16 protein-coding genes and 2 pseudogenes are annotated in these 24026 nt (G+C 71.5%); 13 read left to right on the top strand and 5 right to left on the bottom strand.

Translation table 11 applies throughout. The features are described from left to right. Positions 1–162 precede the first annotated feature (162 nt). From ACZ7LY_RS02505 to ACZ7LY_RS02460, 10 genes and pseudogenes are all read left to right on the top strand, one after another. Positions 163–843 carry a response regulator gene (locus tag ACZ7LY_RS02505; RefSeq protein ID WP_471622604.1) on the top strand — a complete coding sequence of 227 codons (681 nt, stop codon included), beginning with the start codon at positions 163–165 and terminating at the stop codon, positions 841–843. 137 nt (positions 844–980) lie between these two features. Then, complete coding sequence (locus ACZ7LY_RS02500) at positions 981–3764, top strand: DNA translocase FtsK (protein ID WP_471622603.1); 2784 nt, start codon at positions 981–983, stop codon at positions 3762–3764. A gap of 295 nt (positions 3765–4059) precedes the next feature. Next, on the top strand, positions 4060–4914 hold the full coding sequence (locus ACZ7LY_RS02495) for a helix-turn-helix domain-containing protein (protein ID WP_471622602.1): 855 nt from the start codon (positions 4060–4062) through the stop codon (positions 4912–4914). A gap of 227 nt (positions 4915–5141) precedes the next feature. Next, entirely contained in the window at positions 5142–6611 is a 1470-nt protein-coding gene (rimO, locus tag ACZ7LY_RS02490) for a 30S ribosomal protein S12 methylthiotransferase RimO (RefSeq protein WP_471622601.1), read from the top strand. Further along, a complete protein-coding gene (pgsA, locus tag ACZ7LY_RS02485) occupies positions 6608–7450 on the top strand; it encodes a CDP-diacylglycerol--glycerol-3-phosphate 3-phosphatidyltransferase (protein WP_471622600.1) in 843 nt (280 codons plus the stop codon). The genes rimO and pgsA overlap by 4 nt, the downstream gene beginning before the upstream one ends. After that, positions 7447–7950, top strand: a pseudogene (locus ACZ7LY_RS02480) (CinA family protein); the annotation flags it as partial. The gene pgsA and the pseudogene ACZ7LY_RS02480, both read left to right, overlap by 4 nt. A gap of 4 nt (positions 7951–7954) precedes the next feature. After that, the gene (locus tag ACZ7LY_RS02475; RefSeq protein ID WP_471622632.1) at positions 7955–9478 is read left to right on the top strand and encodes a hypothetical protein; all 1524 of its coding nucleotides are present in this window, start codon (positions 7955–7957) and stop codon (positions 9476–9478) included. Between the two features lie 32 nt (positions 9479–9510). Continuing rightward, entirely contained in the window at positions 9511–10155 is a 645-nt protein-coding gene (locus tag ACZ7LY_RS02470) for a hypothetical protein (RefSeq protein WP_471622599.1), read from the top strand. A 712-nt stretch (positions 10156–10867) separates the two neighbouring features. Then, complete coding sequence (locus ACZ7LY_RS02465) at positions 10868–11248, top strand: helix-turn-helix domain-containing protein (protein WP_188336490.1); 381 nt, start codon at positions 10868–10870, stop codon at positions 11246–11248. A 212-nt stretch (positions 11249–11460) separates the two neighbouring features. Next, positions 11461–11934, top strand: coding sequence for a Dps family protein (locus ACZ7LY_RS02460; RefSeq protein ID WP_471622598.1), 474 nt, complete (start codon positions 11461–11463; stop codon positions 11932–11934). 827 nt (positions 11935–12761) lie between these two features. Here ACZ7LY_RS02460 and ACZ7LY_RS02455 read toward each other — a convergent pair. From ACZ7LY_RS02455 to ACZ7LY_RS02445, 3 genes are all read right to left on the bottom strand, one after another. Continuing rightward, entirely contained in the window at positions 12762–13538 is a 777-nt protein-coding gene (locus ACZ7LY_RS02455) for an SDR family NAD(P)-dependent oxidoreductase (RefSeq protein WP_471622597.1), read from the bottom strand. A 142-nt stretch (positions 13539–13680) separates the two neighbouring features. Then, positions 13681–14487 carry an Fpg/Nei family DNA glycosylase gene (locus tag ACZ7LY_RS02450; protein ID WP_471622596.1) on the bottom strand — a complete coding sequence of 269 codons (807 nt, stop codon included), beginning with the start codon at positions 14485–14487 and terminating at the stop codon, positions 13681–13683. Between the two features lie 118 nt (positions 14488–14605). Next, positions 14606–19333, bottom strand: a complete 4728-nt coding sequence (locus tag ACZ7LY_RS02445) for an ATP-dependent helicase (RefSeq protein ID WP_471622595.1) — start codon at positions 19331–19333, stop codon at positions 14606–14608. 87 nt (positions 19334–19420) lie between these two features. On the opposite strand from ACZ7LY_RS02445, the pseudogene ACZ7LY_RS02440 reads away from it, so the two are divergent. From ACZ7LY_RS02440 to ACZ7LY_RS02430, 3 genes and pseudogenes are all read left to right on the top strand, one after another. Beyond that, a pseudogene (locus ACZ7LY_RS02440) lies at positions 19421–20236 on the top strand (AraC family transcriptional regulator); the annotation flags it as partial. Between the two features lie 143 nt (positions 20237–20379). Next, positions 20380–21225 (top strand): AzlC family ABC transporter permease, encoded by an 846-nt coding sequence (locus ACZ7LY_RS02435; RefSeq protein ID WP_471622594.1) that lies wholly within the window; start codon positions 20380–20382, stop codon positions 21223–21225. Next, positions 21222–21530 (top strand): AzlD domain-containing protein, encoded by a 309-nt coding sequence (locus ACZ7LY_RS02430; protein WP_471622593.1) that lies wholly within the window; start codon positions 21222–21224, stop codon positions 21528–21530. The genes ACZ7LY_RS02435 and ACZ7LY_RS02430 overlap by 4 nt, the downstream gene beginning before the upstream one ends. A gap of 32 nt (positions 21531–21562) precedes the next feature. On the opposite strand, the gene ACZ7LY_RS02425 is transcribed toward ACZ7LY_RS02430, so the two are convergent. Together ACZ7LY_RS02425 and ACZ7LY_RS02420 are read right to left on the bottom strand one after the other, a co-directional pair. Then, the gene (locus ACZ7LY_RS02425; RefSeq protein ID WP_471622592.1) at positions 21563–22510 is read right to left on the bottom strand and encodes a hypothetical protein; all 948 of its coding nucleotides are present in this window, start codon (positions 22508–22510) and stop codon (positions 21563–21565) included. A 187-nt stretch (positions 22511–22697) separates the two neighbouring features. Beyond that, a complete protein-coding gene (locus ACZ7LY_RS02420) occupies positions 22698–23930 on the bottom strand; it encodes a tyrosine-type recombinase/integrase (RefSeq protein ID WP_471622591.1) in 1233 nt (410 codons plus the stop codon). Positions 23931–24026: the final 96 nt, after the last annotated feature.

The raw sequence follows: 24026 nt of genomic DNA, 5'->3' as shown, positions 1-24026 counted from the left end.
AGTGACATCGCGGTGACAGGGTGTGGCGACGGGCGGGGTGCGGCTACCATGACCGGCACAAGGACGGGCGACGCAAGGGAGTCGACCCCCGGGGCGGCGACAGGAGCCTCCCCGAGTCCTGCGGACAGGGGCGGCCCCATGCCGGGGCGAGGAGGGCGGGCCATGGTGCAGAAGGCCAAGATCCTCCTGGTCGATGACCGGCCGGAGAATCTGCTGGCGCTGGAGGCGATCCTCTCCGCGCTCGATCAGACGCTGGTGCGGGCATCGTCCGGGGAGGAAGCGCTCAAAGCACTGCTCACGGACGATTTCGCGGTCATTCTGCTGGACGTCCAGATGCCGGGAATGGACGGTTTCGAAACCGCGGCGCACATCAAGCGTCGGGAGCGGACACGAGACATCCCGATCATCTTCCTCACCGCGATCAACCACGGCCCCCACCACACCTTCCGGGGCTACGCGGCGGGCGCGGTGGACTACATCTCGAAGCCGTTCGACCCGTGGGTGCTGCGCGCGAAGGTCTCGGTCTTCGTCGAGCTGTACATGAAGAACTGCCAGCTCCGGGAGCAGGCCGCCCTGCTCCGCCTCCAGTTGGAGGGCGGCGGCAAGTCCGTCGGGGACGCCAAGGAGCCCGCGGGGCTGCTCGCCGAGCTGTCCGCCCGGCTCGCCGCCGTCGAGGAGCAGGCCGAGGCGCTGTCCAAGCAGCTCGACGACGACTCCGCCGACGCCGCGGCCGTCGCCACCGCCGCCCATCTGGAGCGCAAGCTCACGGGCCTGCGCAGAGCGCTCGACGCCCTGGAGCCCGGCACGGGCAGCGGCGCGCCGAGCCTGCCCTCGCAGAACTGACGCGCGCGGACCGTAGCGGCGGCGCCCCGGAAGGGGCTTGAGGACGCGTCAGCTCACGGCCCGTCACAGCGCGACACAAACGGGTGAAGCACTGGGCACACGTGTCCGCACGCGTCTCCCCCGGTAACCTCACACCCATGGCCTCACGTCCCGCAGCCAAGAAGACGCCCGCGAAGAAGACGGCGGCGCCGACCAAGGCTCCGGCGAAGAAGGCCCCTGCGAAGAAAGCGCCCGCCAAGAAGACCGCGGCGAAGAAGGCGCCCGCCAGGAAGGCCGCCGCGAAGAAGCCCGCTCCGAGGCCGGCCCCGAGCCCCACCGGCGGCCTGTACCGGCTCGTACGGGCGCTGTGGCTCGGCGTCGCGCACAGCGTGGGCGCCCTGTTCCGCGGCATAGGGCGTGGCGCGAAGGGGCTCGACCCGGCGCACCGCAAGGACGGGCTGGCGCTGCTGCTGCTCGGCGTCGCGCTGATCTGCGCCGCCGGCACCTGGTCCAACCTGCGCGGCCCGGTCGGCGACCTCGTCGAGATGCTGGTCACCGGCGCCTTCGGGCGGCTCGACCTGCTCGTACCGCTCCTGCTCGGCGGCATCGCCGTACGCCTGATCCGCCACCCCGAGCAGCCCGAGGCCAACGGGCGGATCGTCATCGGGCTGTCCGCGCTCGTCATCGGCGTGCTCGGCCAGGTCCACATCGCGTGCGGCTCCCCGGCCCGCGCCGACGGCATGCAGGGCATAAGGGACGCGGGCGGGCTCATCGGCTGGGCCGCGGCGACGCCGCTGAGCTTCACCGTCACCGATGTGCTCGCGGTGCCGCTGCTGGTCCTGCTCACCGTCTTCGGCTTGCTCGTGGTGACCGCGACGCCCGTCAACGCCATCCCGCAGCGGCTGCGCCAGGTCGGCGTGAAGCTCGGCATCGTCCACGACGACCTCGCCGCCGAAGAGGCTGCCCACGACGGCTATGACGGCTACGACGAGGAATGGCGCGAGGCGAGCCCCGCGCGCCCCCGGCGGCGCGGCCCCGCGCCCGCTTCCGGCGGCTACGACCCCGACCGCATAGAGGAAGACGCCCTCTCCCAGCGCCGCAAGCCCCGGCGCGCCTCCGTGCAGCCCGCGATGGAGCGCCCGCGCGACGCCGTCGACGTGGCCGCCGCTGCCGCCGCCGCGCTCGACGGCGCCGTCCTGCACGGCATGCCGCCCTCGCCGCTGGTCGCCGACCTCACCCAGGGCGTCGGCGGGGAGCGCGGACAGAGCACCGGCGGGGACCGCGGGCAGAGCACCGGGGAGGCGCCCGCGCCGGAGCGCACCGCGCCCGTACCGACCGCCCGCGCCCAGCAGAGCGCGCCCGAGGAGACGCCCCCCAAGCTCGCCGTGCCGGACCTCACCAAGTCCGCGCCCGACCAGCAGGAGCGCGAGCTGCCCGCCCGCGCCGAGCAGCTCCAGCTGTCCGGCGACATCACCTACGCGCTGCCCTCGCTCGACCTGCTCACCCGCGGCGGCCCCGGCAAGTCCCGCAGCGCCGCCAACGACGCGGTCGTCGAGTCGCTGTCGACCGTCTTCACCGAGTTCAAGGTCGACGCGGCCGTCACCGGCTTCACCCGCGGCCCCACGGTCACCCGTTACGAGGTCGAGCTCGGCCCCGCCGTCAAGGTCGAGAAGATCACCGCGCTGGCCAAGAACATCGCGTACGCCGTCGCCTCACCGGACGTGCGGATCATCTCGCCGATCCCCGGCAAGTCCGCCGTCGGCATCGAGATCCCCAACACCGACCGCGAGATGGTCAACGTGGGCGACGTGCTCCGCCTCGCGGACGCCGCCGAGGACGATCACTCGATGCTGGTCGCGCTCGGCAAGGACGTCGAGGGCGGCTACGTGATGGCGAACATCGCCAAGATGCCGCACATCCTCGTCGCCGGCGCCACCGGCTCCGGCAAGTCGTCCTGCATCAACTGCCTGATCACCTCGATCATGATGCGGGCGACCCCCGAGGACGTACGGATGGTCCTCGTCGACCCCAAGCGCGTGGAGCTGACCGCGTACGAGGGCATCCCGCACCTCATCACGCCGATCATCACCAACCCGAAGAAGGCCGCGGAGGCCCTCCAGTGGGTCGTGCGCGAGATGGACCTGCGCTACGACGACCTCGCCGCGTTCGGCTACCGGCACATCGACGACTTCAACCAGGCCATCAGGGACGGCAAGCTCACCACCCCCGAAGGCAGCGAGCGGGAGCTGAAGCCGTACCCGTATCTGCTGGTCATCGTGGACGAGCTGGCCGACCTCATGATGGTCGCCCCGCGAGACGTCGAAGACGCCATCGTGCGCATCACGCAGCTCGCGCGCGCGGCCGGCATCCATCTGGTGCTCGCCACCCAGCGGCCCTCCGTCGACGTCGTCACCGGTCTGATCAAGGCGAACGTGCCCTCGCGGCTCGCCTTCGCCACCTCCTCGCTCGCCGACAGCCGCGTCATTCTCGACCAGCCGGGCGCCGAGAAGCTGATCGGCAAGGGCGACGGCCTGTTCCTGCCGATGGGCGCGAACAAGCCCACCCGTATGCAGGGCGCCTTCGTCACCGAGGACGAGATCCACGGCGTCGTACAGCACTGCAAGGACCAGATGGCGCCGGTCTTCCGCGACGACGTCGTGGTCGGCCAGAAGCAGAAGAAGGAGATCGACGAGGACATCGGCGACGACCTGGAGCTGCTGTGCGCGGCGGCCGAGCTGGTCGTCTCCACCCAGTTCGGCTCGACCTCCATGCTCCAGCGCAAGCTGCGCGTGGGGTTCGCCAAGGCGGGGCGTCTGATGGACCTCATGGAGTCGCGCAACATCGTCGGGCCGAGCGAGGGCTCCAAGGCGCGTGACGTTCTTGTGAAGCCTGACGAGCTGGACGGGGTGCTTGCCGTGATCCGGGGGGAGTCCGGTTCCTGAGGGCGGCTCCTGAGTGCGGCGGGCGCGGTTCCTGGGCGGGGCCCGGGTGCGGTGAGCCGCCTCGTGAGCCGGTTTGCGCATCGGATGTCACTCGTAAGGGCTGACGGGGCAACCGTTTCCCTTTCGCGTACGTCAAGTTGAGAGAAGGGGCGGCGTGCCGCCCCGACACCGGGGTATCCGGGCATTCCGGTGGCTCTGATGGCGTACAAAGTCGGACCGCCCGGTTGCCCCACCCTTTCGTCACCCCCCTAGACTGAACCTCCAGCAGGTGGCTACACGCTCGAAAGGCGCCCCCGTGTCCATCGGCAACTCCCCTGAAGACGACCGTCCTTCGGAAGACCTCAGCCCGCGGGAACCGCAGGCCGACGACCGGCCGTCGATCGGCCACGCCCTTCAGCAGGCGCGGATCGCCGCCGGCCTGACCGTCGACGAGATCAGCCAGACGACCCGGGTGCGCATCCCCATCGTGCACGCCATCGAGCAGGACGACTTCTCGCGCTGCGGCGGCGACGTGTACGCGCGCGGTCACATCCGCACCCTCGCGCGCGCGGTCGGCCTCGACGCCGATCCGCTGGTGGCGCAGTTCGACGCCGCGCACGGCGGCCGTCCCGCGCCCACGCCCGCCACGCCCCTGTTCGAGGCCGAGCGGATCCGCTCCGAGCCCCGCCGGCCGAACTGGACGGCGGCCATGGTCGCCGCCATCGTCGCCGTGATCGCCTTCGTGGGCTACACCGCGCTGGGCGGCAGCGACGGCGGCGACAAGCAGCAGGCCGCCGAGGGCGCCACCGCGACCGGCAAGGCCGCCCGGCCCAGCCCGAGCGCCTCCGCCAAGAAGCCCGCCGACCCCAAGCCCGTGCCCTCCGACAGCGCCATCGCCGCCGCGCCTCGCGACAAGGTCACCGTGAAGGTCAGCGCCGCCGACGGCCGTAGCTGGATCTCCGCCAAGGACCACAACGGACGCACGCTGTACGACGGCCTCCTGGAGAAGGGCCAGTCCAAGACCTTCCAGGACAACAAGAAGGTCGATCTCGTCCTCGGCGACGCGGGCGCGATCCAGCTCTTCGTCAACGGCAAGCAGATCGAGGACGAGTTCCGGCCCGGGCAGGTCGAGCGGCTCACCTATACGAAGGGTGACCCGGAGGTCGGCTGACGCGACCCGGAGGGCGGCTGACGCTCCGCCGCCCGTGCGCCTACGCGTTCGTGCGCCCGGGTGGGCCGCGACACCGGTCAGCCGCTTGGAGTCCGCCCGGGCTCGACAGGCGGCGCGCGGGTCACGCGGGTCAGGGGCGGTCCCCGAAGCGGCCGGCCGGTGCCGGGCGCGGACTCCGGTCACCCTCGCGGCGAGTGCTGTCAGTGGAACGAAGTAGTCTTGAGTCCATGCCCGAACGCCGTACCGTCGCACTTGTCACCCTTGGCTGCGCTCGTAACGAGGTGGACTCGGAGGAGCTCGCAGGCCGCTTGGAGGCGGACGGCTGGGAGCTCGTCGAGGACGCCGAGGCCGCCGATGTCGCCGTCGTGAACACCTGCGGCTTCGTCGACGCCGCCAAGAAGGACTCCGTCGACGCCCTCCTCGAAGCCAATGACCTCAAGGGCCACGGCAGAACCCAGGCCGTCGTCGCCGTCGGCTGCATGGCCGAGCGATACGGCAAGGAGCTGGCCGAGGCGCTTCCCGAAGCGGACGGCGTCCTCGGCTTCGACGACTACGAGGACATCTCCGGCCGCCTCCAGACGATCCTGTCCGGCGGCAGCGTCGAGGCCCACGCGCCGCGCGACCGGCGCAAGCTGCTGCCGATCAGCCCCGCGGAGCGCCAGGAGGCCGGCGCCGGCATCGCCCTGCCCGGGCACGCCCCCACCGACCTGCCCGACGGACTCGCCCCCGCCTCCGGACCGCGCGCCCCGCTGCGCCGCCGGCTCGGCGGAGCGCCTGTCGCCTCGGTCAAGCTCGCCTCCGGCTGCGACCGGCGCTGCACCTTCTGCGCCATCCCCTCGTTCCGCGGCTCCTTCATCTCGCGGCGCCCCTCCGATGTGCTCAACGAGACGCGCTGGCTCGCCGAGCAGGGCGTCAAGGAGATCATGCTGGTCTCCGAGAACAACACCTCGTACGGCAAGGACCTCGGGGACATCCGGCTGCTGGAGTCGCTGCTGCCCGAGCTGGCGGCCGTCGACGGGATCGAGCGGGTGCGCGTCAGCTATCTGCAGCCCGCCGAGATGCGCCCCGGCCTCATCGACGTGCTCACAGGCACCGAGAAGGTCGCGCCCTACTTCGACCTCTCCTTCCAGCACTCCGCCCCCGGCGTGCTGCGCGCGATGCGCCGCTTCGGCGACACGGACCGCTTCCTGGAGCTGCTCGACACCATTCGGACCAAGGCCCCGCAGGCGGGTGTCCGCTCCAACTTCATCGTGGGCTTCCCCGGCGAGTCCGAGTCCGACCTCGCCGAGCTGGAGCGCTTCCTGACCGGGGCGCGCCTCGACGCCATCGGCGTCTTCGGCTACTCCGACGAGGAAGGCACCGAGGCCGCCACGTACGACGACAAGCTCGACGAGGACGTCGTCGCCGAGCGCCTCGCGCGCGTGTCCCGGCTCGCCGAGCAGCTCGTCTCGCAGCGCGCCGAGGAGCGGCTGGGCGAGACCGTGCACGTCCTCGTGGAGAGCGTCGACGAGTCCGAGGACGGCGACGGTGTCGTCGGCCGCGGCGCGCACCAGGCGCCCGAGACGGACGGGCAGGTGCGCCTCACGAGCGGCGCCGGCCTCGCCGTGGGCCGTATGGTCGAGGCGAAGGTCGTCGGGACCGAGGGAGTGGATCTCGTCGCCGAACCGCTGGACTGTGCTGAGGAGGCGGGCAGATGACCGGAGTCCCGGCATCCGCCGCGGGCGGCACCGGCGGCAGGCCGGCGCCCGGCGGCAAGCTGGGTGCGGCGGCCGTCGACGAGGCCAGCCTGTGGAACATCGCCAACATCCTGACGATGGTCCGGCTGCTCCTCGTGCCGCTGTTCGTCGTCCTGCTGCTGATGGACGGCGGCTACGACCCGGTGTGGCGGGCCTGGGCCTGGGCGGCGTTCGCCGTCGCCATGATCACCGACGTCTTCGACGGTCATCTGGCGCGTACGTACAACCTGGTCACGGACTTCGGGAAGATCGCCGACCCCATCGCCGACAAGGCGATCATGGGGGCGGCGCTCATCTGTCTCTCCTCACTGGGTGATCTGCCCTGGTGGGTGACGGGCGTCATCCTCGGCCGTGAACTCGGCATCACGCTGCTGCGCTTCCTGGTGATCCGCTACGGCGTGATCCCGGCCAGCCGCGGCGGCAAGATGAAGACGCTGGCGCAGGGCACGGCCGTCGGCATGTACGTACTGGCGCTGACGGGCCCCCTCGCCACGTTCCGCTTCTGGGTGATGGCCGTCGCCGTCGCGCTGACCGTGATCACCGGTCTGGACTATGTGCGCCAGGCCGTGGTGCTGCGCCGGGCGGGTCTCGCGGAGGCGCGGGCGGCGTCGCGGGAGTCTGCCGAGCGGGCGGCCGAGGGGTCGGCGGCGGGTGAGCTGGTGCCGGGCGAGTCGGTCGTGGCGGGTGAGCCGGTGGCGGGTGAGTCGGTCGTGGCGGGTGAGTCGGTGGCGGCGGGGCTGGCCTCGAGTGAAACTGGTGCCGCCGAGGCGGGTCCCGCGCAGGAGGCGACAGAGAAGTGACGTACGAGGCTGCCGAGGTGCTGCGACTGCTGGCCGCGCGGGGCGAGACCGTCGCCGCCGCGGAATCGCTGACCGGCGGCCTCGTCTCCGCGGAGCTGGTGCAGGTCCCGGGCGCGTCCCAGACCGTACGCGGATCCGTCACCGCCTACGCGACCGAGCTGAAGCACTCCGTGCTCGGCGTCGAAGAGGACCTCCTCGACAAGCACGGCGCCGTGCACCCCGAGGTCGCCGCGCAGATGGCCGAAGGCGTGCGGCGGCTGCTCGGGGCCGACTGGGGCATCTCCACGACCGGGGTCGCCGGGCCGGAGCCGCAGGACGGACAGCCCGTCGGGCTCGTCTACGTGGCCGTCGCGGGGCCTGGGCCGGGCGGCGCCGGGGGCGGACCGGATTTCGCTGGTAGCCGCAAAGTGGCCGAGCTGCGGTTGAACGGCGACCGGACGGAAATCCGTACAGAGAGCGTACGGAGCGTGCTCGGACTGCTTATCGAGGAGCTGGTCGGAGGGCGTGCGAGCGAACCCGGGGTTCTGGCGCGACCTCGCGGCACCGCCCGGCGGCGCAGTCGACGGCGACAAGGCCAAGATGCTGGCGCATGTCCAGGACAACCTCAGCATGGCGCTGGCCAACGCCTCGCACGGCGACAGCCCCGCGATGGAGCAGTGGAAGAGGGAGGTGATCGCGGACGGTACCAAGATCTTCCCGGTCGATCCGAAGATGCCCATGGGCCCGAACGGGTTCCAGGTCATGAGTAGCCTGATGCACAAGGGCAAGTTCGACTCGGACTTCCTGGATGACTACGGCAAGGCGATGGTGAAGTACGAGCGCGACTATCCGGGCGACCCCAAGCTCGCGTGGCGCGATACCGCCAACCTGGAGTACCCGTCCACGGGCAACCTCAACGACCCCGTCTTGGGCTTCATGGACGCGCTGGGCCACAACCCGCAGGAGTCGCTGAAGTTCTTCGACGAGTCGACCGGCCAGGGCGACGAAAAGATGACTAATTTCGACTACTTCGCGGGCCACGACAAGGGTGCCCGCGAGTGGCCCGTCGGCGAGGACGGCAAGGCGCTCGGCTACAACAACCTGGGGCACGCACTGGAGTCGGCCACGCTGGGCTACGCGTACGACGATCAACCGCCCCACATCCCACCGATGCACACGGCAGCAGAGATCCAGGCCCGAGAGCACCGTCTCGACCTTGTGGAGCGAGTCATGGAGAACTACAAGTCTTCCGACATCATCGACCACCAGCCGGGAGTCCGGGACAGTCTGGCGAAGATCGCGGCGGGCAACATCGACAGCTTGAACTACAGCATGGCTGACTGGGGTGGCAGCGGCGAGCAAAGCGACCGCGACGGTCTGTACAACGCGGACGAGCGCCACCTCCGTGACCTGGGTCGAGGGAACTCGATCAATTTCTTGCGGGCGCTCGGCTCCGACGAGTCTTCCTACGAGACCGTGTCTGCGGCCCAGCAGGTGTACGGCACCAACGTGATGGCAGCCCAGGGCGACAACGACGGCCGCGTGCAGGACGCCGCGATGCACAGCGTCGAGATGCACGGCCTGCTGGACCAGGCCCGTACCGAGGCCATCGGTCACCAGTACGCCGACGAGGAGGACGCGCGGAACCGGGCGCTCGAAAAGCAGGCCGCGTGGCGCGAGTTCGCAGTCGGCGCGGCGATCGGTGTCGGTACCGGCGTGGCTTCGGAGGTCATGATCCCGGCTGCCGGCGTCGCGGCCATCGCGGTTCCGCTCGCGTACGAGTCCGCCGGCTCAGCCGGTGAAACCATGATGGGAACGCACACGATCGACTGGCTCCACGACAATGAATACAACAATGACCAAAAAGCCATCGATTCCGTCCAGGATGCAAAAGACCGTGGAGCGAACAGAGCGATGACACCGCTCTTGAATTACGCGAAGGACCAGCACATGACTCCGCATCAAGTCTCGGAACTGACTCGGAATGCGCAGGACGCATACGATCGTGGCGGAAACGCCAGCGACACCGATGACACGCGGGGCTGGTGACAGGGGTGCGTAAGGCCGTCCTCGTTCCTGCCATGGCTGCGCTGCTCCTTGTGTCCGCTGGATGCAGCTCCGACAGCAAGAAGAAGCAAGCCGGCCCCGCGGCGGAAACCTGCAAAACCTTCCTCGGTGAAGCCGGAGAGGCATGGGTGAAGGGCAGCGCCAAGCAAGAGACCGGCGTGAGGGACGTCACGGGCCTTGCCGCCGCCCAAGAGGAATTCCGAAAGAACGCCAAGTCGTGGCGCCCCGCAGATAAAGGTAAGGTATCCCGTGTCAGGGATTCCGAGGTCTGTAACATCAGTGTGCGCGAACAGAGGCCGCACAAGGATTACTTGTCGCTACGCTTCGGTGCATCCGGGTTTCCCTTTGATGCCCCCTTCGGTGAAGAAGGTGAGTCCAGCGGCTCTGAAACTCTGATCCCGGTAAATTCTGACGTGAAGCTGGTCACCAGGAAACCACTCGGCTCGACCACTTATTATGTCTATGTGAAGTGCCAGGTGTCTGGGGCGGAATCCGGTCAAGAAGTGGGTATGCCGCTGGAGGGGTCCATGGCGGATACTCTCACCGGTAGCGGGAGGGCGGAGCACTTGAAGCGTCTTCTCTACTCCGCCCGCGTGGCGGCGAAGGAATTCGGCTGCTCGAATAGCCCTGTCATTCCGGCCGTCCCTTCATCGCGTTGACCGGCAAGGTCGGCCTGCCAGTTCGCGGCTCATGGGCGTGGCGTGAAAGCCGCATGGTGTCCGCGTTTGGCTTCGGGGGCCGGCCGGCCGGATCTCGTACGACGGGCCCCGTGTCGTGCTCACCGCGGGAGGACTGGGTGCCACCTGGGCCCTGGAGGCGCGGCGCGCTCATCGGGCGTTCGCGTCGCTGGCCGTCAGCTGTGCCACGTAGGGCGTGGCTGTGAGTGTTCGCCCGGAGTGGAACCGCGGATGTAGGTAGCCGGCCCCGGGTAAACCATCGACATGAAACGTCGACAACAATTCAGTCGGTGGCCCCCGACCATGGGACGCCAGATTTACGAGTGGTCCGCCTGGGAACGATCAGCGAGGGCATCCGGCCTCGGGGTTATGTGATGCAGGTCACGGGAATGGTCCGCGTGCGAGATCGTGTTGACGCTCGTCGAGGCGTCCGCGGCGAGGGCCTGCGGCCGAACCCGCACTGGTACTACCGTGAGGCTGGGGACGGGCCGGCAGACGAAAGCGGCCCCCAGGGTAGCCTCAAGGACAACTATTCTGACGTCATCGCAGGTGGCAGCGTTGCAGCGACTCTCCGGGGGGTTTTGATGTTTGCAGCCCTGAGTGAACACGACATCGCTCCCCGCACGGCCGCCGTGCGAGGCGGTACGGTGGGGCGTGAAGGATGCGGCTACGCGGTCCGAGGAGGGAGCCACCGATGATTCTGCTCCGTCGCCTGCTTGGTGACGTGCTGCGTCGGCAGCGCCAGCGCCAGGGCCGTACTCTGCGCGAAGTCTCCTCGTCCGCCCGAGTCTCGCTCGGCTATCTTTCCGAGGTGGAGCGGGGGCAGAAGGAGGCTTCCTCCGAGCTGCTCTCCGCGATCTGCGACGCGCTTGACGTACGGATGTCCGAGCTGATGCGCGAGGTGAGCGACGAGCTCGCTCTCGCGGAGCTGGCCGAGTCGGCAGCAGCGGTCCCGTCGGAGCCGGTGCCCGCACCGGTTCGTCCGATGCTCAATTCCGTCTCCGTGGCCGGCGTTCCGCCGGAGCGGGTGACCATCAAGGCGCCTGCGGAGGCGGTCGACGTCGTAGCGGCCTAGCCCCTGGTCCTCAGGACAGGGGTCCTGGCACCGCCGGCCTTGCGTCTCCGTACAGCGTGACGTGTGCGAAAGCCCTGATCGGGTACCCGATCAGGGCTTTCTGCTGTCTTTTGCAGGGACGGAAGGGACGGAAGTCCATGGCTAAAGTCGTCATGTGTCCGTAATAGTTCCTGTGTGCCATCGTTGATGGTGTTTCGATACGGAGGTGACGGATGAACGTCGTGAAGAGCCCGCTGTCCGATGCTGACCTGAAGACCGTGTCCGAGGCGCTGCAGGGCGCCCTCGTGGACCTGGTGGACCTCTCGCTGGTGGCGAAGCAGGTCCACTGGAATGTGGTGGGACCCCGGTTCCGCTCGGTGCATCTGCAGCTCGATGAGGTCGTCGACATGGCCCGGCAGTACTCCGACACGGTGGCGGAGCGCGCGTCCGCGCTCGGCGTGTCGCCCGACGGGCGCGCCAAGACCGTCGCCGCGGCCAGCGGCATCGGTGCCGTGGCCGAGGGCTGGGTGAAGGACGTGGACGCCGTCGGCACGCTCGTCGACGCGCTCGGTGCCGTGATCACCCGAATGCGGGAGCGGATCGACGCGACCGGCGAGGCCGACCCGGTGAGCCAGGACATCTTCATCGGCATCACCGGCGACCTGGAGAAGCACCACTGGATGTTCCAGGCCGAGCACAGCGGCTGAGGCCGCGGTCGCCGGGTGGTGGGACGCCACCACGGGAGCCGGGGGCGCGCCACGCATCGTCGTGGCGCGCCCCTTGTGTGCGCTCCGGGGGACGCGGTGGGGTGGTGGGGTTGTTCCGGCGGTGGTCTTGTGGGCTTCGGGGGCGGTGCGGGCGAGCGGGTTCCGTTTGGGTGGTGACCTTGGGTCGCCTGGGCGGTGACGCTGGGTTGCTTGGCGGTTCCTGCGGGGCCGGTGGTGGCTGCGGGGTCCGTGGAGTCCGTGGGGTCTGAGGGCTCTGTGGGGCGGTAGTGGGTCTGGCGGCGGTGGTCGGAGGCGCGAAGGTGCGTCAGGTCAGTGGAGGTGGCGGCGGTGACACGGCGGACGCTGCGCTGGATACCGGTGCTCGTACTGGGCGCGCTGTGGTGGTGGGGTGTGCTGCGGCTCGCCTTCGCACCTGACGCGGGCGCGTTCGAGGGTGCCGTCGCGGCCGGCGGCTGGGGGCTGAGTCTGCTCCCGGTGCACGCGTTGCCGAAGTCGCGGGCTGCGGGGGTCGCGGGGGCGCCGGGCAGGCATGGGGCGCGGCGCGTGCGGCTTGTTGCGGTACGGGTGGTGCGGGGTGTGGGGGCGGGGCTGTGGGGGCGGGTGCGGGGTCGTTCTGCTGAGGTGGGGTCGGCTGGGGCGGGTTCTTCGGTGGGCGGTACGGGGGAGGGGAGCGGTGGGGCCGGTGCGGCTGGTCGGGGTGGTGCGGCTGGCGGGGGTGGTGAGGCTGACCAAAATGGCGGGGCCGGTGGGGGCCGGTGGGGGCCGTGGGGGCGGTGAGGCCGGTGGGGGTGGTTGGGGTGGTGTGGTCACCAGGGCATGGCGACGCCGCCGTTCGGGCGGAGGATCTGGCCGGTCGTGAACGCCGCCGCGTCCGACGCGAGGTGCAGTACCGCGTGCGCGACGTCGTCCGGTTCGCCCACTCGGCCCAGCGGGGACATCCGTACCATCAGCGCCTCGGTGTGGGCCTGTACGTCCTCGTCGTGCCGGGTCGTCATCGGCGTACGGATCCAGCCGGGCGCGACCGCGTTGACGCGGATGCCGTGCGGGCCGACTTCCGTGGCGAGGGTCTTCGTGAGCTGGACGACCGCCGCTTTGGCCACGCCGTAGCAGAGCAGCCCCGGGCCGCCGGTGTCGACGGCGCCTGAGGCCATCGTGACGATGCTGCCCCGCGTACCCGCCGCGATCATGGCGCGGGCCGCCTCCTGACACGCGTACAGCACGCCCTTGAAGTTCACGGCGAACACGCGGTCCAGGTCCTCGTCGCGTGTCTCCAGGACCGGGCTGCTGTGCATGATCCCGGCGACCGCCGCGAGGATGTCCAGGCCGCCGGAGGTGCTGACGGTCGCGGCGACGGCCTGCGCGAGCTGTGCGCGGTCACTCACGTCGACGGTGTGGGTGTGGGCCGTGCCGCCGCGTTCCTCGATGCGGGCCGCCGTCTCGTGCAGGCCCTGCGGGTCGCGGTCCGCGCAGTGCACGGTGGCGCCCGCTTCGGCGAGCAGGACGGCGCAGGCGCGGCCGATACCGCTCGCGGCGCCGGTGACGAGTGCGGTGCGTCCGGTGAGGTCGTACGCCTTGACGGGCATGAGGGGACGGTACGAGCTTTTCTGACGGGGCGTCAATTGGCGTGCGGGGGGTGGTTATGGGCGTGCGGCGGGTTCGTACTGCGCGTGCGGGGCGGCTGGGCGCGGTGCGGGTCAGCTGGGGAGGAGGCCGGCCGGGGTGAGGTCAGCGGGTGGGGGCGGGGCCCGGCTGGCAGGTGGGGCACCAGTAGGTGGGGCGTTCGCGGGAGCCGTCGCCCTGGTCGGCCACCCGGATCGGGGTGCGGCAACGCAGGCAGGGGCGCGGGGCGCGGCCGTAGACGTAGAGGCGTTCGCCGGGGCGGGTGCTGCCGGTGGTGACGCGGTTCGGGCGGTCGCGGTTGGCTTCCAGGAGCTTCTTGGCGAGCGGCGGGATGCGGTCGGCGGTCTCGGCGGGGAGGGCGCCGACGGGCTGCCAGGGGCTGGTGCGGAGCAGGAAGCACAGCTCGGATTTGTAGATGTTGCCGATGCCGGCGAGGTTGCGCTGGTCGAGGAGGGCTTCGCCGAGTTCGCGGGCGGGGTCCCTGAGGAGGTTGCGCAGGGCCGTGTCCGGGTCCCAGTCGGGGCCGAGGAGGTCGGGGCCGAGGTGGCCCACGGCCTTCGGCTCGTCGCTGGTCCGGATCAGTTCCAGCACGGGCAGGCGGTAGCCGACGGCGGTGTGGGCCGCGTTGCCGAGGATCGCCCGGATCTGGTGGGCGGGGCCGCCGCGCCAGCGCTCACCTGCGGCGAAGACGCGCCAGGAGCCGTCCATCCGCAGATGCGAGTGCAGGGTGAGGCCGCCTTCTACGCGGGTCAGCAGGTGCTTGCCGCGCGGGGTGACGTCCAACACCGTCCGGCCGCGCAGGTCCGACGTGGCGAAACGGGGGACCCGCAGGTCGTAGCGCGTCAGCACCTGTCCCGCCAGCGCGTGGTCCAGCCGCTTGGCGGTCTGCAGGACGGTGTCTCCTTCGGGCATGTCATCAGGGTAGGTGGGGCGGGGTGGCGGTGCGGGGTGAGTGGTGTGTGCGGGGTGAGGGGGCGAGGTCGCCGGGGGCGGGACCGGGCGGGGCCAGAGCTGGCCGGGGCCAGGTCTCCTACGCCCTGAGTCTCAGCCCCCTCGGCGTCGCGTGGAAGCCGGCCGCTTCCAGGAGCGGGGCGTACGGGGAGGTCAGCGCCGCCGTGCCGTTGACGCGCTCGACGGTGATCGTGCCGAGCGCGCCGGAGCGGGCCGCGTCCGCGAGCGCGCCCGCCGCGGCCGGTACGCGCGGGTCCTCCGCCAGTTGGGCCGGGGTGCCGGGAGCCTCGGCGGAACCGTCCGTGGACGGCCACGCGAGCAGCGTCTTGCCGCCGCGCTCCATGTAGAGCGTCAGCTCCCCGTCGACCAGGACCACCAGGGAGCCGGCTTTGCGCCCGGGCTTGTGACCCGCTCCGGTCGGCGGCTCGGGCCAGGGCAGGGCCGCCCCGTACGCGTTGGCCGGGTCCGCCGCCGCCAGCACCAGCGCCCGCGCGGCCGCCGATCTGCCCGGCGCGTCCACGGCCGCGTACGGATCGGGCGGTGCGGCGCCCCGCTCCCGCGCGTTCGCCGCGGCGCGCAGGCGGTCCACCGCGCCGTCCATGGTGAACTGGGCCGCGCCGAGCCCCTCCACCACGTATCCGCGCCGTGCCTGCCCGCTCTCCTCGAAGACGGACAGAACCCGGTACGTCGCCGAGAAGCCGCCCTCGACCCCTTCGGCGGCGACGGCCCCGCGGGTCACCACGCCGTGCCGGTCCAGGAGGGTGCGGGCCAGGGCGTGGGCGCGGACCGTCGCGTCCGGCTCCGGCGCGGGCAGCAGCGACCAGCGGCCGGCGACCGTCGGCGGGCCGGTGCGGGAGGAGGCCCGGGCGGCCGCCGTGAGGCTCCCGTAACGCCCGCGCGGCACCGCTCTGCGCGCGCGGTGCGCCGTGGAACCGGCGGTGCGGCCCGAGCCGAGCACCGCGCGCATCGGCGCCAGCGTGTCGTTCGTCAGGCGGCCCGACCAGGCCAGCTCCCACAGGGCGTCGGCGAGCTGAGGGTCGGACGCCTCGGGGTGCGTCGTGGCGCGGACCTGATCGGCGATCTGCCGGAAGAACAGACCGTAGCCGCCGGACAGCGCGTCCAGCACCGACTGGTGCAGGGCCGTCGGCTCGAGCGGGTGCGGGGGCGGCAGCAGCAGCGGAGCCGCGTCGGCGAGATACAGGCTCACCCAGCCGTCCTTGCCCGGCAGCGAGCCCGCGCCCGCCCACAACACCTCACCGGACGCGGTGAGTTCGTCGAGCATCGCCGGGGCGTAGTTCGCCAGGCGCGAGGGCAGCACCAGCTTCTCCAGTGCCGACGCGGGTACGGAAGCGCCCTGGAGCTGCTCGATCGCGCGCACCAGGCCGTCCATGCCGCGCAGCCCGCCGCCGCCCACGTGCTGCCATTGCGGCAGGAACTGGGCGAGCGCGGCCGGCGGCACCGGCTCCAGCTCGTGCCGCAGCGCCGCGAGAGAGCGCCGCCGCAGCCGGCGCAGGACCGCCGCGTCGCACCACTCCTGGCTGATGCCCGCAGGATGGAACTCGCCCTGCACCACCCGCCCCGCCGCCGCGAGCCGCTGCAACGCGCCCTCGGTGACCGCCGTGCCGAGCCCGAAACGGGCCGCGGCCGTGGCCGACGTGAACGGGCCGTGCGTGCGCGCGTACCGGGCGAGAAGGTCGCCCAGCGGGTCCTTGACCGGCTCCGTGAACGCCTCCGGGACGCCGACCGGCAGCGCCGTGCCGAGCGCGTCCCGCAGCCGGCCCGCGTCCTCGATCGCCGCCCAGTGGTCCGCGCCCGCGACCCGGACCCGGATGGCGCGCCGGGCCGCCGCCAGCTCCCGCGCCCAGCCCGGCTCCGCGCCCCGCTCCGCCAGCTCCCCGTCCGTCAGCGGACCGAGCAGCCGCAGCAGGTCCGCGACGCCCTCGGCGTCCTTGACGCGCCGGTCCTCCGTACGCCATTGCAGTTCCTGCTCCAGCTCGGCCAGAACGTCCGCGTCGAGCAGTTCGCGCAGCTCCGCCTGGCCCAGCAGCTCGGCCAGCAGATGCGAGTCGAGCGACAGCGCCGCCGCACGCCTCTCCGCGAGCGGCGAGTCACCCTCGTACAAGAACTGAGCCACGTAACCGAACAGCAGGGAGCGCGCGAACGGGGACGCCTCCGGGGTGGTGACCTCGACGAGGCGGACCCGGCGCGCCTCGATGTCCCCCATCAGCTCCGCGAGTCCCGGTACGTCGAAGACGTCCTGGAGGCACTCGCGCACCGCTTCGAGGACGATCGGGAACGAGCCGAACTCGCTGGCCACCTCCAGCAGTTGCGACGCCCGCTGCCGCTGCTGCCACAGGGGCGTGCGCTTGCCCGGGTTGCGCTTGGGGAGCAGCAGCGCGCGGGCCGCGCACTCGCGGAAGCGGGCCGCGAACAGGGCCGAGCCGCCGACCTGATCGGTGACGAGCTGGTCCACGTCACCCTTGTCGAAGGCGACGTCGGCGGCGCCGATGGGGGCCTGCTCGGCGTCGTACTCCAGGCCCGGCTTGGAAGGCTCCTGGTCGAGCAGGTCGAGGCCCATGAGATCGGCGTCAGGAAGGCGCAGCACGATGCCGTCGTCGGCGTGCATGACCTGCGCGTCCATGCCGTACTTCTCGCTGAGGCGGGCCCCCAGGGCGAGCGCCCACGGGGCGTGGACCTGGGCGCCGAACGGGGAGTGGACCACGACCCGCCAGTCGCCCAGCTCGTCGCGGAACCGCTCCACGACGATCGTGCGGTCGTCCGGGATGTGACCGCACGCCTCCCGCTGCTCGGCCAGGTACGCCAGCACGTTCTGCGCGGCCCAGGTGTCGAGGCCCGCCGCGGCGAGCCGCACGCGCGCGTGGTCCGGCTCCATCGAACCGACCTCGCGCAGGAACGCGCCCAGTGCCCGGCCCAGTTCGAGCGGCCGGCCCAGCTGGTCGCCCTTCCAGAACGGCAGCCGGCCCGGCACCCCGGGGGCCGGTGACACGAGGACGCGGTCGCGCGTGATGTCCTCGATCCGCCACGAGCTGGTGCCGAGGGTGAAGACGTCCCCCACCCGGGACTCGTAGACCATCTCCTCGTCCAGCTCGCCGACCCGGCCGCCGCCCTTCTTCGGGTCGGCGCCCGCGAGGAAGACGCCGAACAGGCCGCGATCGGGGATCGTGCCGCCGGAGGTCACCGCGAGGCGCTGCGCGCCCGGCCGGCCGGTGACGGTCCCCGCGACGCGGTCCCACACCACGCGCGGGCGCAGCTCGGCGAACGCGTCGGACGGATAGCGGCCCGCCAGCATGTCGAGGACGCCCGTGAACGCCGACTCGGGCAGCGACGCGAAGGGCGCCGCCCGGCGCACGAGCGCCAGCAGGTCGTCCACCTGCCAGGTGTCGAGGGCCGTCATGGCGACGAGCTGCTGCGCCAGTACGTCCAGCGGGTTCGCCGGGACGCGCAGCGACTCGATGGCGCCCGAACGCATCCGCTCGGTCACCACCGCCGACTGCACGAGGTCGCCCCGGTACTTCGGGAAGACCACGCCGGTGGACACGGCGCCCACCTGGTGGCCCGCGCGCCCGACGCGCTGGAGGCCGGAGGCGACCGAGGGCGGCGACTCCACCTGCACCACGAGGTCGACGGCGCCCATGTCGATGCCCAGCTCCAGGCTGGACGTGGCGACGACCGCCGGCAGCCGGCCCGCCTTCAGATCCTCCTCGACGAGCGCCCGCTGCTCCTTGGACACCGACCCGTGGTGGGCGCGCGCGATGACCGGCGGGGCGCCCGTGGCCGCGCCCGAGCCGCCCATCAGTTCGGCCGGGGAGTGATGCTCGGGCATCGCCTCGCCGGTGGCGCGCTCGTAGGCGATCTCATTCAGCCTGTTGCACAAGCGCTCCGCCAGGCGGCGCGAGTTCGCGAACACGATCGTCGAGCGGTGCGCCTCGATCAGGTCGGCGATCCGCTCCTCGACGTGCGGCCAGATCGACGGCCGCTCGGCGCCCTGGTCGGAGTCGGCCACCGGGGAGCCGCCCAGCTCACCCAGGTCCTCCACCGGCACGACCACTGACAGGTCGAACTCCTTGCCGGACGGCGGCTGCACGATCTCCACCTTGCGCTGCGGCGACAGATACCGCGCCACCTCGTCCACCGGGCGGACCGTCGCCGACAGGCCGATCCGGCGGGCCGGGCGTGGCAGCAGCTCGTCCAGGCGCTCCAGGGACAGCGCGAGATGGGCGCCCCGCTTGGTGCCCGCCACCGCGTGCACCTCGTCCAGGATCACCGTCTCGATGCCGGTCAGCGCGTCGCGCGTGGCCGACGTCAGCATCAGGAACAGCGACTCGGGCGTCGTGATGAGGATGTCCGGCGGCCTCGTCGCCAGCGCGCGGCGCTCCGCCGGGGGAGTGTCGCCCGACCGGATGCCGACCTTCACCTCCGGCTCGGGCAGCCCGAGCCGGACCGCCTCCTGCCGGATACCGGTCAGCGGACTGCGGAGATTGCGCTCCACGTCGACGGCCAGCGCCTTCAGCGGCGACACGTACAGCACGCGGCAGCGCTTCTTCGGGTCCGCGGGCGCCGGCGTGGAGGCGAGCTGGTCCAGCGCGGCGAGGAACGCGGCCAGCGTCTTGCCGGACCCCGTCGGCGCGACGACCAGCACGTCCGACCCCTCGCCGATCGCCCGCCAGGCGCCTTCCTGCGCGGTCGTGGGCGCGGGAAAGGCCCCCGTGAACCAATCGCGGGTCGCGGGGGAGAACCCCTCGAGAACACTGCGGGAGCCGTGCGCCCCCTGCCTGGGCCTGACCATGCCCCCATCCTGCACCCCGCCACTGACAAACGCCGTGACCTGCGAAAACGGCTAGTTCAGCGGGGTGTCGTGACGCAGAATGGAGGGATGGCGGGCGAGCGGGAGTGGGCGCGGCACTGGCGGTACGAGCAGGTGCCGGGCCTCGACCTGCTCCGGGCCCGCTACCTGCGGCACACCTTCCCCCGCCACAGCCACGAGGGCTACGTCCTCGGCGCCGTCACGAGCGGCGTCGAGACCGTCGGCCTGCGCGAGGGCACGGTGCACGCGGGCCCCGGCAGCGTCGTCATGATCAATCCGGAGGTGGCGCACACCGCGAAGGCCGGCGGCCCGGACGGCTGGTCGTACGCGACCCTCTACCCCTCCGCGGACGTGGTCGCCGAGATCGCCGCCGAGACCACCACGGTGCGGGGCACGCCGGCCTTCGGGCGGACCATCGTCACCGACCCGCGCGCCTCCGAGCTCATCACCGAGGTGCACAGGGCGGCCGAGCAGGGCAACGCGCTGGCCGCCGACAGCCTCCTGCGCGTCGTCCTCGCCGGGCTGCTGCGCGACCACGGAGCCGCCCTCGTCCCGCGGCCCTCCCGCTCGGCCGGGGCCCGCGCGGCGGCACGCGCGCGTGCGGCGCTGGAACACGCGATGGCCGAGCCGCCGTCCCTGGAAGCTCTCGCCGCCGAGGTCGGCACCAGCCCGTTCGCCCTGTTGCGCGCCTTCCGGGGCGCCTACGGGATGCCCCCGCACGCCTGGCTCACCAACGCGCGCGTGCGCGAGGCCCGCCGCCTCCTGGAAGCGGGCGCCGCCCCCGCGGACGTGGCCGCCGCCGTCGGCTTCAGCGACCAGCCGCACCTGAACCGCCACTTCACGCGCATCGTCGGCGTGCCGCCGGGCGCGTACCAGCGAGAACGCCATCAGGCGGGAACGCGCGACAGTACGGGCGCACGCGACCACGCGCGCGGGGCCCGCATCGCGCGCGTGCGTGACCTCGGTGTCGGCGGAGGGCGCAAGAACGTACAAGACCGTGCCGAGGGCGCTCTCGTAACGTCATCGGCGTGGCAGAACAGACAACACCCACCGACATACGAGCAGCGGACGACCCGGCCGCCGGTGCTCCTGGACCCGGCAGCGGATCCGACGCCGCTGTCGTCCGTGACGCCCTCGGGGTCGGGATCGCCGTCGGCCTGTCCGGCTTCGCCTTCGGAGTGACGTCGGCGGGCAGCGGCCTGAGCGTCCTCCAGACCTGCGTGCTCAGCCTGCTCGTCTTCACCGGCGCCTCGCAGTTCGCCCTCGTCGGCGCGCTCGCAGCGGGCGGCAACCCCTTCACGGCCGCGGCCGGCGCCTTCTTCCTGGGCGTGCGCAACGCGTTCTACGGACTGCGCCTGTCGCAGTTGCTCGCGCTCCCGCGCGCGGTGCGGCCTTTCGCGGCGCACTGGGTGATCGACGAGACCTCCGCCGTCTCCCTCGCCCAGAAGACCCGCAGAGGCGCGCGTATCGGCTTCACGGTCACCGGGCTCACCCTCTACGTGCTGTGGAACCTCACCACCCTGCTCGGCGCCCTCGGTGCCGAAGCCCTCGGTGACACCGACGCCTGGGGGCTGGACGCCGCCGGTCCCGCCGTCTTCCTCGCACTGCTCGCCCCCATGCTCCGCACGACCACCGAGCGGGCCGTGGCCGCGCTCGCCGTCGTCCTCGGCCTGGGGCTGCTCCCCGTGCTCCCCGCGGGCGTCCCCGTCCTCGTCGCCGCGCTCGCCGCCCCCGCCGTGCTCTACGTGGAAGGCCGCCGACGGGGCCCGAAGCGCGCGGCACAGCGCGATACGCGACAAGGGGCGGCACAGCCCGACACCGACACGCGACAGGGAGCGGCACAGCCCGACGCGCGACAAGGAGACGAACGTTGAACATCTGGATCGCCGTCGGCCTCACCGCCGTGGGCTGCTACGCCGTCAAACTCATCGGGCTGCTCGTCCCTGCAGGCGTTCTCGAACGCCCCGTCGTCAAGCGGCTCTCCGCGCTGCTGCCGGTGGCCCTGCTCGCCGCGCTCACCGCCCAGCAGACCTTCCAGAACGGGCACGCCCTGACCGTGGACGCCCGGGCCGCCGGGGTCGCCGCGGCGGCCGTCGCGCTCCTCCTGCGCGCCCCCTTCCTTGTCGTCGTGGCCGCGGCCGTCGTCGTCACCGCCGGCCTCCGCGCGCTCACCGGCTGACCGACCGCCGCACCACGCGCCTTACGGGCGGCTCACAAGGGCCGCCCATAAGCGCGCAGGGTGCGCAGCGCATCGATCGTCACCAGGGAGCGCGACTCCAGGGCCGCGCCGGGCGTCCACTGGCGCCAGTTCACCGGCCAGCCCCCGTCGTCGCGCTGCTCGCTCGCCAGGTGATCCAGCGAACGGGCCATCTCCTCGTCCGTGAACCAGGAACGCGCCAGCGAGTCGGGCGTCCGCGCGTAGTCGTACGGGAAGTGGTGTTCCCCCGGCGCGTAGCCGGGCGCCACCGGCCACTCGTCCACGCGCGTGGGGTCGAGCACGGCGAGTCGCTGCTCGCGCACCAGGCGGCCCAACCGGTCGGCAGCCGCCCGCGCGCGTGAGCGGTCCGGCACCCCGTCCAGGAAGGCGACGGCCGCCTCGATCTCGTACGGGTGCGACGTCGTCAGGGACTCGATGACCGACCAGCAGAAGTCGGTGGCCCGGAACAGCCAGGCGTGCCACACCTCGTTGCGGTGCAGCAGGCCGACCACCGGCCCTGTGGCGAGCAGCTCGCCCGGCGGGTCGTCGACGACCGGCACGAACGGCGCGTGCGGATAGCCCCGCTGGCTGGGACAGACGGCGGGCAGCGCGCCCTGCGGGGTCGACACGGCGGTCAGATAGCGGCACATCCGCTCCACACGCAGCCCCGAGCAGCGCCCGATCGTGTCGAGGACCCGCAGCGCGTGCCCGGTGTGCAGCGGCTGGCTCACCGGCCCCCGCAGATCCGGCTCCAGGGCGTGCCCGTACCCGTCGTCCGCGTTGCGGTAGGCGACCAGGGCGCTCTCCACGGCGTCGGCCGCCGCCGGAGAGCCGTCCAGGAAGTGGTACGTGAAGCGGCGCTGTTCCAGCACGCGCGCGGTGAGCCACACGAACTCCCCGGCGCGGGCGAGCGGAGAGCGTGCCGACGGCGAGGGGACGGGGGAAGCTCCGGATTCGGCCATGCACCGACCGTAGGGCGCGAACCGTCCCCGGGAGGCGTCCCCGCGCCCGGCTGCACTCTCAGGGGCGGGATACTGGAGGCATGCGGTTGACGGTCTTCTGCTTACACACCTGATCACACAGCCGCTGACCTGGCCTTTTATGAGCGTTCGGGGGCTTGTTTGGCCCTCAGGGAGTTTCTGGGGAGTTTCACGCTCCGCCGAACCACGCGTCCATAGCTGCTCGCCCCTTGCTTCCGGCTTCCGGCATGAAGTGCGTGTATGTACGGAGAGTGAACGCCGGGTCGTGGTGTCCGAGCCATCGGGCCAGCGACACGATCGACTCGCCCGCTTCGAGCTGAACGCTGGCGTAGGTGTGACGCAAGGCATGGAAGCCCAACTCGTGTGAAGGGCTCCACCTGCTGGCCCCGTTGCTGCGGTCGGTCTCCACTATCAGGCCGGCGGAGGCCAGAGCAGGCTTCCATATCCGGGTGTTCCAGGTATCGCGGTTCCACGCCCGGCGCTGCTGCGTCGTCAGAAGCAACTGGTGAGTACGGGGGGCCCATTCGACGCGCTGGCGGTCGGTCTGCGGTTCGTGCGGACTCTTCCACGGCAAAGAGACCTCGCGCGATGACCACCGCTGCTGGTGCCGCCTGATGAGCGCCAGGACGCTGGGAGCCGCTTCTACCGTCCTCGTCTTCCCACCCTTGGGTGGCGCGTAGAACAGCTTGCCGTCGATCATGCATATCTGCCTCTGCACGTGCACCAGGCCGTTGACCTCGTCCACGTCCTCCGGCGAAAGCCCGAAGACCTCCCCTTGACGTAGGCCGAGACCGGTAGCGAGGTCAACCGCGAGACGATTCCGCTCGAGGAGACCGTCGCGCACGCTCATCACCTGAGCGCGCGACCAAGCCCGTGCTTTCTGCTCCGGCTTGGCGGGCGGCTTGACTGAACGGCTTGCCTTGAGTGGGTGTTTGGCCAGCCGGCCGTCGTCGACTGCGGCTTGCAGGATGACGGAGAGGTGACCCCAAATCGCCCGGATCGTTCCCGGCGCCAAGCTCTCTTCCAGGCCCGTCAGCCACCCTCGCAGCGGGGCCGCGGCGATACTGCCAAGAGGGTAGGAGCCGAGCTGCGGAATGACGTGCTTCCAGACACGCCTCCGCACAATGTCCCGCGTGGTCGCCGCGTACCTATTGTGAGGCCACCATTCCTCCTCGATGTACGTGCGCAACAGCATGGCCCCGTTGCGCGGGTCGACGAACTCCTGCCTGCCGATATCGACTTGGGCCTGCGACAGCCACGATTTGGCATCCTCTTTGCGCGCGAAGCTGCGCGCGCGAACCCCGGGGATGCCCGCGACTTTGTAGCGCTTTCCTTTGCCATGCAGGGCGGTGCGCTGCTTGGTGCGCTTACTGATCCAGCGGTCTTCTATGTAGCCCTGCACCTTAAACCTCTCCGCCCGCCGATTTCAGCCCCGGCGTTCGCCCGCAGCGAAATTCCCCCGAGCCATTTGGTCTTCTAAACGCCAACGCTACGCAAT

The organism is Streptomyces sp. NPDC107550 (genome assembly GCF_055639095.1).
This window is presented reverse-complemented; position numbering and strand designations above follow the sequence as displayed.